Genomic DNA, 17,218 nt, shown 5'->3' with positions numbered 1-17,218 from the left:
GGCCCGGCCCCGGCACCTGCCCGGCGAGCCGGGCCCCGCGACCACCTACGCGCTGCCGAACTCCGGCGCACACGCCTCCTCGCCCCACCGGAGCCGCGGCCGCCGCCGGCCCGCACTGCGTCACCTCGTCACACGCAGCCCGAAACTGGTGGGCGCCGTCGCCGCGACGGTGCTCTTCGTGGCCGCCCTGCTGATCGGCATGGCCTTGTTCTCCCCGGACGCCGGCTCGGCGGAGACCTCGGGACCCGACGCACCGCACAACTCGGCTCCCGCCCCGTCGTCCGCCACCGAATCCGCCCCCGCCGACACGGGCTCCACCGATTCCGTCTCCGCCGACTCCGCGGACGACAACGGCGCTCATGACGTACAGCCGGAGAAGCAGCCGGAACAGAAGGGCCGGAACAAGAAGCACGACGACGAGGACGGCGACTGACCCGGCCGCCGCGCGCCGCCATAACATCACACTTGGGTTCATCGGCACTCAAGATTCACATCTCCGCCGCAATGCGGGCACGCGACGGCTAGGATCCCCCACGGGGTGAGCCCGGACGTCCGTCTGGCGCGCTGCCGACACGCCTACGGAGTGCCCGGATGAACACCACCATCGGCTGCGCCCTGCTCGGGATGTGCACCGTGCTCGTATGGCCGCCCGCACTGGCCACACTGCTGGGCTGGGCCCCGCCCTTGCCGCACCGCGGTGACGGCTCGGCCCGGCTGCTGGCCATGGCCGCCTCGACCGGACACGCCGCCCTGCTGGCCGGTGTCGCACCCCGCCTGGCCGCGGCACCCGGCACCGTGACCACGGCCTGCTCGTACGCCGCGGCCCTCCTGACGATCACCGCGGCGACCCTGTGCGTCGCCTACGAGCGAACGCCCGCCGAGGAACACGAAGAGGAGCGCGAAGAAGAACACCCGCCGCCCACGTCTTTCCGCGACACCTCTGAGTGAGCCCTCCCCAAAGAGGCCGCCGACCGCGTTGCCCTCGGCGTCGACGCCCACCGAGGCGCCGGCCGACAACGGCGTGCTGCCGCTGACCTCCACAAGGCCGCGGCCGAGCCGAAGGAGTTCCACGCCGTCCCGAAGACGGGCGTCGAAAGCGCTGCCCGCAGGTCGGCCGCATCCCGCGCCGAAGCCGCATCGCACCCGGCCGCACCGGGCCGCCGGCGATCGGCGTACCGTGCCGCCGGTCGGCGTACCGGAACGCATTGCGCGAGATCGCCCGCAGCGGAGTTCCGTGAGCCTGCCCGATCTCGCTCACCACGCGGAAACATCGCCCGCGGGCTGATTGCTCGACCGCGGCACAGCAGCACCGCCGACTCAGCGCAGCCTCACCAGGAGCGCGCCCTCGGGCAGCGGTGAGCCGCTCAGTACGAGCTGCTGCACCTCTTGCAGCGCCGCCGACGGCTCCAGGCCGAGTTCAACGCTGAGCCTGTGACGAAGTTCGCCGTACGCGGCGAGCGCGTCGCTCTGACGCCCTGACAGATACAGGGCGAGGATGCGCACCGTCCACAGCCGCTCGCGGAAAGGGTGGGCACGGATCGGCGCGTCCACCGTCGAGATGACGTCGTTGTACGCCCCAAGGGCAAGCGCGGTGTCGAGGTACTCCTCAATCACGGAGAGCCGCAGCTCTTCCAGATGAACCGATTCGGCATAGAGGGCGGGTACCGACACCACGTCTGCGAGCGCCTCGTCCTGCCAGCTGGCGAGCGCATTTTGGAATTCCACGAGGGCTCGGCGCAGGCGGCCGCGGTCGCGCTGCTCCCGTGCCCTGGTGACACGACGTTCGAACGATGCGAGATCGAGTTCGTCCTGTCGCAGCACGAGCCGGTATCCGGGCGGCGCGTGCTGCAGCCTGTCCGCGGCATCGCACATGCCGAGCGCCTTGCGCAGATGCCACACGTAGACCTGCAAGTTCTTGGCGGCGCTCGGTGGCGGAGCGCCTTGCCATAACGCGTCCATGAGCCGCTCGACAGAGATCACGGCGCCGTTGCCGCAGGCGAGAAGGGCCAGAAGTGTGCGTTGCTTGAACGAACCGATCTGGAGAGTGCGGCCATGGGCGGTCAGACGCACTGGCCCCAGGATCCTGACTTCCATGAGGTTCCCCCTGTGGTCGGCCCTCAGCGTCCCACCGCCGTTGCCGACACATCTCGTCAACTCCCGGCCAAAACCGAGGTTGTCCCTTTCCTCACGTTCAACCCTGTGGAGAAATAGTTACAGTTGACCCGCCAGCAAGTCAACCATCAGTCGAATCCTTGATAAGGTCCTCAACTGATAGTTGATTATGGCACGTTGGGGTGGGAGGTGTGCATTGCCGGACGAGCCACAGCGTGCGTCGTTGTCCGAGCTGCTGGACAGCTTGTTCCGTACCAGTCGTCCCGAGGGACGCCGCTGGACGAACGACGAGGTGGCGGCCCGGATCAAGGAGTCGCACCCGCAGATCCGGGTGAGCGGGGCGTACCTGTCCGCGTTGCGCAACGGCAAACGCACCCGCCCGTCTCCCGAGCTTCAGTCGGCTCTGGCCGAGTTCTTCGGAGTGTCTCCCGCCTACTTCGTCGACTCCGATCACGCGCAGACGGTGCTGCGGCAACTCACCCTGCTCGACCATATGAGCCAGTCCGGCGTCCGCGCCCTCGCACTGCGGGCGGTGGGACTGCCGCAGGAGAGCCTGCAGGCGATCGTCACCGTGCTCGACCAGGTACGCAAACTGCAAGGACTACCCCCCGTGGAGGACGACTGATGTCTGTGCCTGGCTGTCCCGTCGATGGCCGGTTACGCAGGCGACACCTCAAGAAGCTACGGCGAGCCTGCCGCGAGCGGCTCGCCGCGCTGGACATCCCGGTACTGCCCGACATGGCGGCCGTGTGCGACGTCGTGGGACGCCGTACCGGACGTCCCCTTCATCTGCTTCCCGTGGAACTGCACGCCACGGGCGTCTTCGGAATCTGGCTCCGCGCGGAAGACGCCGACTACATCGCCTACGAGCGACACACCAGCACAGCGCACCAATCGCACATCATCGCCCACGAGTTGTCGCACATGCTGTGCGACCACCACGGCGACGGCAGCACCGAGAACCCTCCTGTCGAGCTCTTCGCGGATCTGGATCCGAGTCTCGTCAAGGGCATGCTGATGCGTTGCGGCTATACACAGGAAGCGGAGCAGGAGGCCGAAGTCATGGCGTCACTGCTACTGCTGTCGCTGAACGCCCGGCACCAGTACGCCCAGCCCGAGCAGGGAACGACACCTGCTCATCAGGAGACTCTGGCCCGCATCGAGGAAGCGATCGGACTGGGCAGCCGCAACGGTACGGCGCCCCACGCCGCCGATGTCTACGGCAGCCACACGTGATCTACCAAGTGTTCGCCTGGTGCTGTGCCCTGGGGGCCCTCGCGGCGTTCCTGTACAAGGTGCCGGGGCTCGTACGCGCACGACTCGATCCTGCTCGTATCGCCTTGTGCACCTACTTCCTCGCCACCTGCCTGTGCTTTGCCATGGGGCTTGAGCCGGTCCGCTCGCTCGCCGCCGCGCTCGTCGGCCTGCCGGGGGCCACGTTCCTTCTGGTACAGGCGATGGTGGTCGTCCTCACCGCCGCCCAACAGGTGGTCCTCGCGCACTGGTCCGATCCTCCCGCGCGGGCGGCCCGCAGGGCACGGCGGCGGATCCTCGGATACGGCATCTCGCTCATCGCCCTGGGCGTGGCCTTCATCGCCCTCGGGCTGCCCCGGCACGAAGTGTCCGATGACGCCGACGTCCTGAGGAACATGGGTGACCCGTACTATGCCGTTCCCTATATGGCGCATCTCGTGCTCTATGCGGTGGGGCAGTTCGAGGCGGGCCGCCGCTGTCTGCACTACGCCAGGATCGCCGGGCGTCCCTGGCTGAGCCGGGGAATGTGGGCGGTAACGGCCGGTTCGGTATGCACCCTGTGCTATTGCGTGACACGGAGCGTAGAGACACTGCACAGCTGGCTGGGCTCGACCTCCCCCTGGAACTCCTCGTGGTGGATCACCGGGAGCCTCGGCCCGCTCCTGCAGATCTTCGGCTGGACCGTTCCCAGCTGGGGACCGCGCGTGATAGCCGGCCACCGCTGTGTCGTCGCCTACCTCTCCTACCTGCGGCTTCGGCCGTTGTGGGACGCTCTGTACCGGGCGACTCCCGGCATCGCGCTGGAACCACCGCAGTCCCTCCTCGTCGATCTCCTGCCCCGGCGGGGCCTGCGATACCGCCTGTACCGGCGGGTCATAGAGATCAGGGACGGACAGCTGTCGCTACGGCCCCATCTCGCCCAGGCGGACGAGGCGTTGGTGGCGGGCAAGGACCTGACGGACATCACGGCCGCCCATGAGGCGGCCGTGCTCATGGCCGGGCTGCGGGCACGTGGGTCGGATTCCGTCGCGATCGTGGCCCCTGCCGAGCGCGACGCCGCCCTCGCTCAGCGACATGACCTGGCTGCCGAAACCGAGTGGCTCACTCAGGTCGCGCGCGCCTTCCGGCGGCTTGAGCGGCAGCCGTGGCACGGGGCCCTGGTCCGTGGCCCGGTACCTTCCCTCCCCTCCGGCGGACGAACCTCATGACGAGGGCAGATCGCCGAGCGTCCGCACCCTCAGCACCATGGCCGCGGGGAGCAGATTCGCCACCAGGGCGAGCAGCACCGTCGACAGGACCGTGCCGGCCACCATCAGCACCGGCAGGGAAGGCACCATCGAGCCGGTCGCCGCCTGGCTGAAGACCGCCATCGGCAACGTCACCAGCGCGCCACCCGCCAGCAGTGCGAGAACGGAGACCGCCGCCCATTCCCACAGCACCACCCGCGTCAACTGGCCGCGGTCGGCGCCGAGCGTGCGCAGCAGCGCCAGATCCTTCTTGCGGTGGACCGAGGCCATGGTGAGGGCTGTCGCCGCGGCAGCGGCGCTGAACACGAGCAGGGTGCCGAGCAACAGGTAGCGGCTGCGTGCGTCGGTGGCGGACACGGCCTCGGCCCGGTCCGCGGCCTGCTGGCGGTTCAGCACTTCGATGCCCGGAAACCGGTCCAGCAGCCGGTCCACCTGCGCGTCGGCGTTCGCTGCACCCTGGCGTAGCCCGAGATACACCTGCGAATCGAGCCCGAGTGACTCATGGTGCAGGGCGAGGTCGTGCGGAAGAACCAGATCACCGAAGCCGGCGGACCGCCGGAACAGCGCCGCCACGCGCAGCCGGGCGGTGGCCCCGTCGCCGAGCACGACCGCGGCCGTGCGGCCGACACGCCAGCCCGTCTTCCGGGCGAGGGAAGTGGACACCGCCATCGACTCGCTCCGGACATCGGCCAGCCGTCCGGCGCTCACGCCCAGGTCCATGAGCTCCGCCGCGGCCCGCGGCTCCAGGCCCTGCGCGGGAAACGACTCCAGGATGTCCCCCACCGGGCTGGAGTGCCGGACCACGACGCGGGTCTCGACCGCTGCGGCGGCCTCGCGTACCGCCGGGAGTTTCCGTACGGCTTGTGCCACCGCGGGCGGCAGTCCGTCGACGCCGTCCGTGACCAGCACCCGCCCCACTCCCGTCAGCCGCGCGTCGGCCTGGTCGGTTCCCTCTTTCTGCAACGTCGATCCGGTGAAGAGCACCGCTCCCGCGAAGGCGCAGACGACGGTGAGCGGAACGACCGCGCCGGCCAGTCGCCGGCTGTCCGCCCGCAGCGCACCCCGGGCAACACGCCCGGGCATCCCGCCGAGCCGGGCCAGCACCGGTCCGAGCAGAGCGATGCCGCCGCGCACCGCCGGCGGGGCGAGCAGTGTGAACCCGATGATCAGTACGGCGACTTGAGTCAGAGTGTCCATGACGGCGACCTCGCCGCCGGCTCTCCCCAGGGTGAACACGACCCCTGCCGCAAGTGCCAGAATCCCGGCGACGACGCGTACGACAGACATCCTCCGCGGGGCCCGGTCGGCCTCACGCAGGGCCTCGACCGGCCGGATACGGACCGCCCTGCGGGCCGCGAGCAGGGCGGCGGCCTGGGTCCCGACGAGGCTCAACGCCCCGGCGGCAAGCACCGGAAGGGGCCCGCGCACCAGGGTCAGACCGGCGGGAAGCACGCCCGCGGAGACGAAGAGGCCCCGCACCGGCCCGGAGAGCAGGAGACCGAGTGGCCCGCCGATCACCACACCGGCACACGTCAGGATCAGCGCCTCACCGCAGAGCATGCCGCGCACCGTGCCATGGGTCGCGCCCACCGCACGCAGCAGGGCGATCTCACGCCTCCGTTGCTGGACGGCGATGGTGAAGGGCCCGATGACGATGATCGTGGCGAACAGGGCGGCCAGCAGCCCGAAGGACGCGGAGACGGCGAGGGCGAAGTCGCGCCCCGCCACGGCCTCCTGTCCCTCGGCCTCGCCCTTGTCATCGCCGTACAGGGCTCGGACTCCCGGCGTGTGCAGCCGATCCGAGATCCGTGACGCGAGCTGCCGTGCGGCCACGCCGGAGTCCGCCCGCACCGCGATGGCGTACGGGCCGCCGCTTCCGCCCGAGGCGCGGGACAGATCGGCCGCCTCGTCGTCGGAGAAGAACAGGGCCGCTTCACTCCGTTGTCCTTCGGTGGACGTTCCCTTGCGTTCGGCGATGCCGCTGACCCGGTAGGTGCGGACCCCGGCCGCCGTCACCACACGGATCTCGGCGCCGGGCCGGGCGTCGGCCGCCTCGGCGGTGCGGCGATCGGGCATCACCTCACCGGTGCGGGTGGGCGGTTCACCGGCCAGCACCTGGAAGGGGGCCAGGGCGGCGGTGGCCCAGGAGTGGCCTCGGGAGGTGCCGCCGTCCGGCCCGCGCACGGCTTTGCCGTCCGGGCCGACGAGTTGCGCGTAGAAGGGCCGGTCGGCAACCGCGTCCCGTACTCCGGGAACCGCGCGGACCTGGTCGACCAGGTCCTGCGGCAGGGGCCGTTCCTCGGGCAGGATGGCCTGGAGCTGCCGTCCGCCCGGCTCAATGTCCTGCACCCATGGGTCGCCATCGACCACGACGTCGGCCGCGGCGAAACGCTGGGGGACGGCCGTCATCCGCAGGCTCGACTCGAAGTACACCCCCCACAGCGTGATCAGCACCACGCCGAGCAGAATTCCTACGAAGGCGCCGGCCTGCCCCGGCGCCTGTCCCCGTACCGTGCGCCACGAGAGAGATGGCATCGTGCGGTCCTCAACTCTCCAGTCCCAACTGCTCGCTCAGGAACGCCAGGGTGTCGGCGCCCAGCGCCGCCGCCTGGCTCATCGTCCGCTTGCCATGACCGCTGCCACGCTCGTACCGCAGCAGAACCGGCCGACCCGAGCTGCTCGCGTGCTGCAAGGCGGCACACATCTTGCGCGCGTGGGCGGGATCGACACGGGTGTCCCCCTCAAAGGCCGCGAACAGCACCGCCGGATAGGCCGTGCCCTCCCGGACATGATGGTACGGAGAGTAGTCAAGCAGCCACTGCGCCTCCGTCGGATCGTTCACACGTCCGTATTCGGCGCGCCACAGGTGCCCGAGCCCCGAGCGGTCGTACCGGAGCATGTCCAGCACGGGCGCGGAACAGACCACCGCCCGGTACAGCTCGGGGCGCTGCACCAGCGCCGCGCCGACCAGGAGTCCGCCGTTCGAACTGCCGACGGCGCCCAGCTGTTCGGGGGTGGTCCAGCCGTGGGTGATGAGCCACTCGGCGGCCGCGTTGAAGTCGTCGATGCTGTTCTGCTTGGCGGCCCCGGTCCCCGCCCGGTGCCACCGCGCCCCCTGTTCTCCACCGCCGCGGACCTGCGCCACGGCGTAGACGCCGCCCGCTTCCACCCAGGCCACCGCGTCCGGCTGGTACCCGGGGCCCATGCTGACGCCGAACCCTCCGTATCCCGTCAGCAGCAGCGGGCGCGGGCGGCGCGGCGCCGTGTCCGGCGCGAGGAGCAGCATGCCGACCGGCGTACCGTCCTTGCTGGGGTAGCGGACATGACGAGCCCTGACGGGTGCGCGAGCTGTGCGTCGCGGGGGGTGCTCGGAGCGCACGAGTTGTCCCGAAAGGCCGTCGTAGCACAGGACATGACCGGGTTCGGTCATGCTCGAATATCCCAGCCACGCCGCACCCGGCGAGTCATCCGTACGGGCCCTCACCGTGAGCCCCGTGATGGTCCCGGGGCGCTCCAGCGGGACCTGGCCTGTCGTCTCGCCGGTGTCGATGCGGTGGACCGTGATGTGGCTGATGGCGTCACGTGCCCACAGGGCGAGGAGCAGCCCGCCACCCAGGTGGGCGAACCCGTTGAGCACGGCCTGGGGGTCCTCCCCGATGACCTCCCGCCACGGTCCGTCCGGCCGTGCGGGATCGACGACGCACAGCCTGCGACGCGGGGCCTGGTCGTCCGTCAGCAGATACAGCAGTCCGTCCGGCCCGACCTCGCCTCGCACCTGCGTGCTGCCCGGCCGGATGCGCCGCCACAGCGGTCGCTCCGCCCGGCACCGTGCCAGATCGGCGATCAGTAGTTCCCGCGGGCGCGCCGGGGCCGAGGAGACGGAGGCCAGCAGCAGCCGGCCGTCGTCACCGAGGCCGATGTCGTAGACGCGACGCGGGTCCTCGTCGCCGCCCAGCACCCGTACGTCGTCGGCGGCGGGTTTCCCGACCTGGTGCAGCCAGAGCCACCGCGCCGCCCCCGGCGCGCTGTCGGCGTCGTAGGGCGGGCGTACGTAGAAGAAGGACCGGCTGTCGGAGAGCCAGGCGACCGGCGAGGCCCGGCAGCCTCTGATGCCGTCGTCCGCCAGACGTCCGGACGCGACGTCGAGAATCATCAGGGCCGCGGTCTCGGCTCCGTCGGCGGACAGCTGGCAGGCCACCGACTGTCCGTCGGGCGAAGGGGCCCAGCGCTCCAGCACCGTGGTGCCCCGGTCGGCCGAGGCCCGGGCCGGGTCCAGCAGTACGCGCTCCGCTTCATCCGGAGTCGCGGTGCACAGCACCTCGTGCTCACCGCCCGGTGGCCGTCGCAGGAAGAAGCTCCGCTCGCCGCGACAGAGCGGGACTCCCCGCTCAGCGGCACCGTACAGTTCGCGCAGCCGGGGCCCGAACCGCCGCGTCCATGTGCGCCGCGATACGTCGAACCACGCGTCCTGGGCGGTCTGCCACTTCAAGGTCCGCTCGGCAGCGGCGTCTTCCAGCCAGCGATACGGATCGTGCACGCGCCGCCCGAAGATGTCGTCGGTCACCGCTTCCCTGAGAACACGCACGGGCTGCCCGGCCTCGTACTCTTCGCCGGTCACAGCACCGATGCGGTGAAGCGCAGGACGGTCACCAGATCGGCCATGGCCCCGGGCCCTGCGCGACCCGTGTGCACGGACACGCCGTGCTGGGTGGGAACCACGTAATACCCCTCTTCTTCCGCGAGTTTGAGGTTGCGCTCCAGCGACGGCCGGCGCAGGACCGCCTCGGGGAACGAGGGCACGAGGACCACTGGGCAGGTCGCGCTCATCACCGTGCTCAGGGCCAGGCTGTCGGGCATACCGGCGGCACATTTGGCGAGAAAGTTGGTGGTGGTGGGCATCACGAGCACCAAGTCGGCCCAGGAGGCGAGGTCCTGATGCGGCGGCACCCCCTCCGAGGTCGGCCACTGCGGCCCCCACACGGCCGAGCCGGCGCCCGCCGCGAGGGCGTCGCGCGAGACGAGCCGCTGTGCCGAGTGGGTCAGGCACGGCCGGATGGACCAGCCGTACCACGAACGCAACAGAGCGGCCCACCCGGGCAGTTCGCAGGCGGAGAACGCCCCCGTGCCGACCAGCACCACCTGACCGCGGGCGAGCGGCAGATGACGCGGTGCGCGCGGCGGAGGCAGGGGGACTCCCTCGGTCCCCGGCCCTTGTGCGAACGGTGTCGCATCCCGCTCCATCAGACAACTCCCTTGCGGTACAAGGACGCGGACCAGCAGACGACGCCCAGGGCCAGCACGGTGATCACGGTGAACCCGGTCGGCACCGCAGCGTCCGCGAGGTGGCCGGTCATCAGATTTCTGGCGGCTTCGACGGCGTAGTAGAGGGGATCGATCCTGGCCAGGGCCTGCAGCCAGTCGGGCGCGAGCGCCACGGGCAGTAGCAGCCCGCTCACCAGCGTCAGTGGCATGGTGACGAAATTGACCGCGCCGGCCAGGGTGTTCTCGTCGCGCACGACAAGAGCCATGCCGTAGGAGGATCCGGCACCGAGGACGCCGACCAGGGCGACGAGCACCAGTGCCAGCAGAGAGCCTGGAAGGTCGGCGCGCAGGCCCATGACCGTGCCGACCGCCAACAGGAGCAGCCCCTGGGCGGCGAGCAAGGTGACATCACGCAGCAGCCATCCCGCCAGCAGGGCCACCCGGGCGACCGGGGTGACGGCCAGCCGTTCCAGAAAACCGGCGCGCAGATCCGCCAGCAGTCCAAGACCCATGAAGGTGCTGCCGAACAGGGCGACCATCATCAGCAGTCCGGGAACGAACTGGGCGAGCCGGTTGCCGCCACCGATACCGGGACCCGACAGCGGTTCGAGCAGCGGCCCGAACAGCACCAGCCACATCACCGGCTGGCCGAGTCCCAGCACGACCCAGGTCCGGTTGTTGAGCGCTTCGTGCAGGGCGAAGCGGTAGAGCATGCCGGATTCCCGCAGGAAGGCCGTCACCGTGTCACCCCCGGCGCGCTGTCGAGGGACCGGCCCGTGTGGTGCAGAAAGACGTCGTCGAGACTGGGACGGGTCAGGACCACGGTGTCGACGGCAAGGTCCTGCGCGTCCAGAGCGCGCAGGACGGCAGGCAGTGTGCGCTCGCCGTCGTCCGCGTACACCCGCAGCTCGGGACCGTCCGACCGCACCGAGCGGACCGACGGCAGGTGTGCGAGCAGGGACTCGGCCCTCTCGGCGGGCTCTTTGCCCAGACGGAGACGCAGGACATCGGGCGAGAGCGTTCTCTTCAGCTCGGCAGGAGTGCCGCGGGCCACGATCCGGCCCTGGTCGATGATCGCCAGTCGGTCGCAGAGGCTGTCGACTTCGTCAAGGTAGTGACTGGTGAGAAATACGGTGTGGCCGCGCTCGCGCAGACCGCGGATCTCCTGCCACAGGCCGGCCCTGGCGCGGGGATCGAGGCCGAGCGTGGGCTCATCGAGAAAGAGCAGGTCCGGGGTGTGGACAAGGCCGATGGCCAGCGCGAGCCTGCGTGCCTGGCCGCCCGACAGGCTGGACACACGGCGCTGTGCCAGGGCCTTGAGGCCGAAGAGTTCGAGCATCGCGTCCGCGCGCCGCCTGGCGACCACCCCGGTCATTCCGAACAGCCGTGCCTGCAACAGCACATTGGCGCGCACCTGCGTCGCCGGGTTCACCCCGCCGTACTGGCTGACGTAGCCGATGCTCCGCCGGACCTCGCGCGGCTGCGACAGCACGTCGTACCCGGCCACCGTCGCGGTTCCGCCGTCCGGTACGAGGAGAGTGGTGAGCAGCCGGACCGTGGTCGTCTTGCCGGCGCCGTTGGGGCCGAGGAAGCCGAAGATCTCACCGCTCGGGACGTGCAGGTCGATACCCCGCACCGCCTGCACCTCGGGCTCTCGGCCGCCTGGGTGCCTCCACCGGCGGCGCCCAGGCACGGGGTACACCTTGCTCAACCCCCGGACCTCGATGGCAGCCGGGCGGCCGGCCCGTCCCGTCGGCTCGGCCTGGGCGGCGATCCCCGGCGCTGTCATGCGCCCGGAACTTCCGAACGGCCGAGAAAGGTACGGAGGTGGTGACCGGTCTCGCCGGACAGCAGACGTTCCACGGCCTGCCGGGCCTGCCGCCTCTCCTGTGCCGGGACGGTGTCCATGTCACTGTCCTGCTCGGTGCGGAACACCGCGTAGTAGTCGTCCCGGAGCATCGAGATGGCCACGCCGTCGTGGTACGCGCCATCGAGGAAGAAGTAGTCGCGCAGCAGGCCCTCGATGGTGAAGCCGCGGCTGCACACCAATTGGATGCTGCGCTTGTTGTAGAGGCCGACGACGCCCTGGACGCGATGCGCGTTCTTGGCGTGGAACAGGTAGCGCAGCAAGAGGCCCAGCGCATCGGCTCCATAGCCCGAGCTCCACTGCTCGGGCCTCCCGATGTTGACGCCGATCTCGTAGTTGCCGGAATACGTCGCCTGGGAGTAGTCCACGACGCCGACCAGCCGCTCCCCGTCGTGTGTGACGACAGCGAGGTACTGGTGGCCGCTCTGCTGCGCGTAGTCCTGCAGTTCCGCACCGGACACGAAGTCCGTCGACGCCGACGAGTACGCGCCGGAACGGTCCGACGCCCACTGCGCGAGTTGTTCGAAGTCATCGTGCGACATGCGCTTCAGACGGACCAGCTTGCCGACCATCGCCATCAGATTCTCCCCAGGGGGGTTTGCCGGATCCGCGGGAACCCGTACGGTGGATGCCGGGCCCGCCGCCGACGAGGTGGTGCCCTCGCGATGGCGCAGCGGGCCCGGCCGACAGATGTGAGGCCGCTCTGGTGGTATCAGCCTCACACCGTGCTTTCATGCGTTCGGCGCTGCGCTCAGCAGTGCCAGCTGGCGGTGCTCACGGGCAGCTCGGAACCCTCGGTGGAGGTCTCCAGCTCCTGCAGCTCGAGAATCGTGGCCATGGTTGTCACCTCCTCTCCTTTTCCGTCGGTTGCCCCTCTTGCTCCCCTTCCAGGGCCGGGCGGGGGACATCGCTCTGCCTTCCAGCCGCGACTCGTGTCACGGGGTACGCGGGCGGAAGAAGGGGAGAAACTCGGCCGGTCCGTCCAGGGCGGTGCCGATGCCCAGGAGCACGCCGGCGTTTCCGGTGGCCAGGTCCATGGACAGCCGGAGGCTCTGGTCTCCGGGGAACGCGAGATGCCCGCGGTAGGACAGCGCCAGCCAGCCGAAGCGTCTGAGGTGGCGGCGGATCGCGGGTCCCGCGTCGAACGCCGGATCACGGTGGCTGAGGCGCACCAGCGCGGCCAGCAGACCCGCCCGCCCGTTGAACAGGTGCGACTCCACGATCAGTTCGGTGCGGCATGCGGTGGCGATGCCCTGTACGGCTGCGGTCAGTTGCTCGTCCGGACGGTGGACCAGGAACTCGTCGGCCGCCAACCCGATGCCCGCACTCCCGCTCTCCACGTACGCGAGGGTGCGGCGGCCGACTTCCAGGACCTGGACGGTGCCGTTGTCATGACGTGTGCATCCCGCCAGATCACGGTCGAGCGCGGCGCGGGCCAGATCGAGATGTGAGGGGTCACCGCTGTCCTCGTACAGCCGTATGAAGAACAGGGCCGGACCGGACCAGCCGTGCATCAGCCCCGAACGACGCTCCGCCCCCGGTCGCCGTCCCGTGCGGATCAGGTCCGCCAGCCGGTCGGCGACCCGCTCGGTGTCCCGACGCGCCTCGCTCATTCCGTGACGCTGCGCGAAATGGAGGGAGTTGAGCCCGATCCCGGCCAGTCCGCCGAACAAGGACATGCCGTGGACCTTGTCGGTGAGCGCAGCCGCCTCGGCCACGACGGAGCAGGCTTCCCCGCCGTGCCCGAGGCGGTCGAGGGCGTAGGCGGTTCCGTGCATGCCGGTATAGAAGCCAGGTTGCGGCGGAAGACCGCCGCGCACGGTCGCCACAAGCCACTCCTCGTGCTCCGCCGGCCGTTCATGTCCGGTGGCGGCCAAGGCCCACAGGACTCCGGCCGCCCCGTGGGCGAAGGATGCGGGACCGTAGCGGAACTGCCGGGCATCCCCCGGATAGAGACGGTCCGTACGCGACGGTGTGGCGCTGGACCGGATCGCCGCGGCCAGCGAGCCGCACACCGCGGGCCAGTCCGTCTGCTCGGTGTCCAGGTCGACGTCGAGCGGTGTCCCGAGTGCGGCCCGCCGGGCGGACGCCAGACGCGGCGGCAGCACGGGAGACACCCGATCGCTGCGCCCGTTCTCGACACCCATGTCCCGTAAAATCCCGGCGGCGAAGCCGTCCGGCACCGGGAACCGCTCCTGCACGGCGGCCGCCGTCCGCGCCACCTTGGTCGGCCCGAGCGGGAAGATCCGGTTGACCGGCAGGAAGAACCACAGCTTCAGGGAAGCCAGCGCATACCGGTCCATGTCCCGCCCACTGTGCAGCCATGGAGCCGCGAAGCCCTGCGCCCCCATGGCCGGCCGGGCCTGGTCCGTCTCCCGGAACGCCGTCTCGAAGTCGATGAAGGAGATGTCGCCGCTCTCGGTCACCAGGATGTTGCCGGGATGGAGATCACCGAAGAAGACGCCCAGCTCATGCATGCGGTCAAGGAGCCGGGAGATGCGGTCCAGCTGCCTCAGCGCCTCGCGCGTGTAGCGGGCCACGTCCTGGTCATCCGAGTCCGGCTGCAGCAGCGCGTGCTCACGGCCCGCCCACAAGAGCAGGGGATCTCCCGGCAGGTACTCCATCGCCAGGAATTCGTGCTCCCAGGCGGTGAAGTAGTCCTCGACGGCCGGCACGCCGCCCAGACCGACGAGTTGAGCCAGTATGTCCCGCTCCCGACGCAGCCGAACGACCGCGTCCTGGCCATCACGGTCAAGGCCGGCGCCCGGACGTGCTTCCTTCAGGACGAGCCGCGTTCCGTCGGACAGTCGCTCGGCCAGGTACACCCCTCCGCCGTTGGAGAAATGCAGGGCCCTCTCGATGCGGTACCCGAAGTCCGCGTCGCCCGCGAGGGCGGCTTCCTGATGCGGCTTCAGGAAGTCGGGCAGCCGTACCCAGCCCGGAGGCGAGAAGACGGGCTTGCGGTGGTCCTGGACCAGCGCTCCGTCCGGCCGCTCCAGAGCCGGCACGAGTTCGCCGTCCTCGGTCAGTGTCCGCCGGTCCCGGAACCCGCCGTAGCGCACATAGAGGGGGCCCTTCCCCCAGCGCAGGTCGCTGAGCACATACGGACCGTCCTCGGTCTCCAGCAGGGGAGACAGTTCCTCCAGGGCCGTCCGGCACGCTTCGTCGTCACCCGGGTACAGGGCCGCCAGTTTGCCGCTCGACTGCCGTGGCGCGTACTTGGAGTTGAGGACGAGATGCATGTTCGCGTCGCGCAGGTGCTTGAACGGCAGGTCGTGCGCGGTGCAGTAGTCCCACACGATGTCGAGCACCTGCTCGGCGTTCCCGGCCCGCGCGGAGACGTGGATCTTCCAGCCCTGCGCGGGCGGCGTGACCTGTTCGGGGCGCAGTACTGTCCAGAGATCTTCGGCGGAACGGATCCACCCCTCGGGGAGCGGCCTGCGGGTCACGGCGAACTCCGCGGCGGGGTCCGTCCACCGGTGCGGAGTGTCGTAGAAGACAAGGTCCGACCAGCCGAACAACTGGTGATTCTCGTCCATGGCGTCTTCGCCCCCTCTCGTCCTCTGGGCGCGCTGCGTTTCCGGCGGTCGTGGTGCCCCCGCGGAATGGGCGGCTTCTCTTCCGCCCGGCACGGCAACGAACCTAGGAGTGAGGTGGTTTACGGCCGGTATAGGCCCGATATACGTGCTGATGAGCTCGGCACCCGGCCTGCCGCACCAGCCCCCGTAGCCTCACGGCACTGTCGGCCGAAACCCGCCGGGAAGCACCCCGGTCACGGACCATCGTCGGCCGAGCCGATACGCCCGGCGGGCGGACTGCACTGCTCGACTATGTGATGGAAAAATCGAAATAGGTGTCCGGATAAGGTTCGCCTTTCAGTGTGTAATGCCACCATTCGCAATCGTATGAGCTGAAACCGCAGGCATCCATGATAGAGCGCAGATGCTGACGGTTTTCCGCTTCGACCCGCGTGATCCCTTTGGCTCCATGATGTGAGATCGAATCCATCAGGTCATGGCCGCCGCCCATGGGAGCAAGTTCACCGGTAGTCAGGTGATACAGCGTCAAGTCAACGGTGCTACCGCGACTGTGGCCCGACCTGGCGGCCACGTATCCCCTTTCGAACATCTCGGCTCTGTCGATATTCGGATAGTGCCGTGGCTTCGTCCGGCCGTCCTCCGGCTGTTGCGACCAGTGCAGAAAGCGGTCTACGGCGCGTTGCGGACGATAACCGTCCCAAAGAAGCAGGCCGAAGCCGAGGGATTCGGCCTGCTCCTGCACCTTTTCCAGAGCCGCACAGAAGGCCCTCGTGCCGACGATGCGATTTGCCAGGTATCCGTCCACCGGTTTGCCGGTGAAGTTGTCCCAGGTGGCGTACTTGGCATCCCAACGTATTCCGGATACCAGCTCGTCCACGAAGACGAAATCGTCTTTCATCGACTGTTCCCCGTCAACGCCGACGACACCAGCCGGTCGATCACTTCGGAAAGCGGCAGATCTGCGGCTGCCATCATCCTCGGATAACGGCTGTACGAGGTCATACCGGGCAGCGTGTTGACCTCGTTGAGGACTACTTCTCCATCGTCCGTGAGGAACATGTCCACCCGCGAAAGCCCCCTGCAGCCCAGGGCGCGATATACGGCCTTTGCGGTGTCCTGAACGAGCGATCGCGACGCTGCCGGAATGTCGGCGGGAACGATTGCCGTGGAGTTTTCGGAACCGCTTTCAGGCGCTGTCTCCTGATGGATTCTGAAGAAGCCGTGGGAGAGGTCGATTCGGTCCACCTCGCCCGCGACCAAATCCCGATCGTTCCCCAGGATGGCGCATCCGATCTCGCTGCCGACGACGGCCTCTTCGATCAGCACCTTCGAGTCATACTGTCGTGCGGTTTCCACCGCACTCAGCAGTTCCGCTTTCCGGGACACCTTGCTGACGCCGAAAGACGACCCCGAACGGGCCGGCTTCACAAAGACGGGATAGGTGAGTCGGTCGGGATCAATGTTTTCGTCCGCCGTGACGGTCCAGAAATTCGGCGTGGCGATTCCCGCACTGCCGGCGACGATGTAGGCAAGGGATTTGTCCATACACAGAGCAGAACTTTGGACATCGCAGCCGATGTAGGGGATGCCGGAGAGTTCCAGCAGACCCTGCATCGCGCCGTCCTCGCCGAGTTTGCCGTGCAGCACGGGCAGCACGACGTCCAAACTGATCGTTTCGTACTGTCCCTGCTCCAGTACGAGCAGACCGCGGACGCTCCTGTCCGGTGACAGCACGGCCGGACGGCACCTGCCGTTCTCCCAATCTGCGTCAGGCCCGTCACAGAGCTTCCACGCACCGCTCTTCGTGATCCCGATATAGAACGGTTCGTATTTCTCGATATCGAGGTTTCGTGCCACCTCTTGCGCAGACTTGACGGAGACGGGGTGTTCTTCGGAACAGCCTCCGAATATGATGCCGACCTTCAACCTAGCCATGC

Annotated in this window: 15 protein-coding genes and 1 pseudogene; 5 read left to right on the top strand and 11 right to left on the bottom strand. The window is 69.1% G+C overall.

Annotated elements, in window-relative coordinates; translation table 11 throughout:
• Both ACWEKM_RS13085 and ACWEKM_RS13080 read left to right on the top strand, forming a co-directional pair.
• A pseudogene (locus ACWEKM_RS13085) lies at nucleotides 1–433 on the top strand (hypothetical protein); the annotation flags it as partial.
• Between the two features lie 158 nt (nucleotides 434–591).
• Entirely contained in the window at nucleotides 592–948 is a 357-nt protein-coding gene (locus tag ACWEKM_RS13080) for a hypothetical protein (RefSeq protein WP_451621250.1), read from the top strand.
• A gap of 369 nt (nucleotides 949–1,317) precedes the next feature.
• Here the strand turns inward: ACWEKM_RS13080 and ACWEKM_RS13075 are convergent, their stop codons facing one another.
• Nucleotides 1,318–2,094: an AfsR/SARP family transcriptional regulator gene (locus ACWEKM_RS13075; protein WP_451621249.1), complete on the bottom strand. Its 777-nt coding sequence runs from the start codon at nucleotides 2,092–2,094 to the stop codon at nucleotides 1,318–1,320.
• 241 nt (nucleotides 2,095–2,335) lie between these two features.
• On the opposite strand from ACWEKM_RS13075, the gene ACWEKM_RS13070 reads away from it, so the two are divergent.
• From ACWEKM_RS13070 to ACWEKM_RS13060, 3 genes are read left to right on the top strand one after another with little or no spacing between them, the layout of a single operon-like run.
• On the top strand, nucleotides 2,336–2,737 hold the full coding sequence (locus ACWEKM_RS13070) for a helix-turn-helix domain-containing protein (RefSeq protein WP_451621248.1): 402 nt from the start codon (nucleotides 2,336–2,338) through the stop codon (nucleotides 2,735–2,737).
• Complete coding sequence (locus ACWEKM_RS13065; RefSeq protein WP_451621247.1) at nucleotides 2,737–3,348, top strand: toxin; 612 nt, start codon at nucleotides 2,737–2,739, stop codon at nucleotides 3,346–3,348. The genes ACWEKM_RS13070 and ACWEKM_RS13065 overlap by 1 nt, the downstream gene beginning before the upstream one ends.
• The gene (locus tag ACWEKM_RS13060; RefSeq protein ID WP_451621246.1) at nucleotides 3,345–4,574 is read left to right on the top strand and encodes an MAB_1171c family putative transporter; all 1,230 of its coding nucleotides are present in this window, start codon (nucleotides 3,345–3,347) and stop codon (nucleotides 4,572–4,574) included. Before ACWEKM_RS13065 ends, ACWEKM_RS13060 begins: the two co-directional genes overlap by 4 nt.
• Here ACWEKM_RS13060 and ACWEKM_RS13055 read toward each other — a convergent pair.
• From ACWEKM_RS13055 to vanA-Sc, 10 genes are all read right to left on the bottom strand, one after another.
• A complete protein-coding gene (locus ACWEKM_RS13055; RefSeq protein WP_451621245.1) occupies nucleotides 4,569–7,148 on the bottom strand; it encodes an FtsX-like permease family protein in 2,580 nt (859 codons plus the stop codon). The genes ACWEKM_RS13060 and ACWEKM_RS13055 overlap by 6 nt on opposite strands.
• Nucleotides 7,149–7,158: 10 nt before the next feature.
• The gene (locus ACWEKM_RS13050) at nucleotides 7,159–9,231 is read right to left on the bottom strand and encodes a prolyl oligopeptidase family serine peptidase (RefSeq protein WP_451621244.1); all 2,073 of its coding nucleotides are present in this window, start codon (nucleotides 9,229–9,231) and stop codon (nucleotides 7,159–7,161) included.
• A complete protein-coding gene (locus ACWEKM_RS13045) occupies nucleotides 9,228–9,854 on the bottom strand; it encodes a flavoprotein (RefSeq protein ID WP_451621243.1) in 627 nt (208 codons plus the stop codon). The genes ACWEKM_RS13050 and ACWEKM_RS13045 overlap by 4 nt, the downstream gene beginning before the upstream one ends.
• Nucleotides 9,854–10,615, bottom strand: coding sequence for an ABC transporter permease (locus ACWEKM_RS13040; RefSeq protein WP_451621242.1), 762 nt, complete (start codon nucleotides 10,613–10,615; stop codon nucleotides 9,854–9,856). The genes ACWEKM_RS13045 and ACWEKM_RS13040 overlap by 1 nt, the downstream gene beginning before the upstream one ends.
• Nucleotides 10,612–11,511, bottom strand: a complete 900-nt coding sequence (locus ACWEKM_RS13035; RefSeq protein WP_451621241.1) for an ATP-binding cassette domain-containing protein — start codon at nucleotides 11,509–11,511, stop codon at nucleotides 10,612–10,614. Before ACWEKM_RS13035 ends, ACWEKM_RS13040 begins: the two co-directional genes overlap by 4 nt.
• A 149-nt stretch (nucleotides 11,512–11,660) precedes the next feature.
• Complete coding sequence (locus ACWEKM_RS13030; protein ID WP_451621240.1) at nucleotides 11,661–12,320, bottom strand: GNAT family N-acetyltransferase; 660 nt, start codon at nucleotides 12,318–12,320, stop codon at nucleotides 11,661–11,663.
• 173 nt (nucleotides 12,321–12,493) lie between these two features.
• Nucleotides 12,494–12,580, bottom strand: a complete 87-nt coding sequence (locus ACWEKM_RS13025; protein WP_374215371.1) for a class III lanthipeptide — start codon at nucleotides 12,578–12,580, stop codon at nucleotides 12,494–12,496.
• Between the two features lie 97 nt (nucleotides 12,581–12,677).
• Entirely contained in the window at nucleotides 12,678–15,281 is a 2,604-nt protein-coding gene (gene lanKC / locus ACWEKM_RS13020; protein WP_451621239.1) for a class III lanthionine synthetase LanKC, read from the bottom strand.
• Nucleotides 15,282–15,570: 289 nt separating this feature from the next.
• On the bottom strand, nucleotides 15,571–16,179 hold the full coding sequence (vanX, locus tag ACWEKM_RS13015) for a D-Ala-D-Ala dipeptidase VanX (protein ID WP_451621238.1): 609 nt from the start codon (nucleotides 16,177–16,179) through the stop codon (nucleotides 15,571–15,573).
• Nucleotides 16,176–17,216, bottom strand: a complete 1,041-nt coding sequence (vanA-Sc, locus tag ACWEKM_RS13010) for a D-alanine--(R)-lactate ligase VanA-Sc (protein WP_451621252.1) — start codon at nucleotides 17,214–17,216, stop codon at nucleotides 16,176–16,178. Before vanA-Sc ends, vanX begins: the two co-directional genes overlap by 4 nt.
• Nucleotides 17,217–17,218 lie beyond the last annotated feature (2 nt).

It is taken from the genome of Streptomyces sp. NPDC004752 (assembly GCF_053601275.1).
The sequence above is the reverse complement of the archived record's forward strand: the minus strand, read 5'-3'. Positions and strand labels throughout refer to the sequence as shown.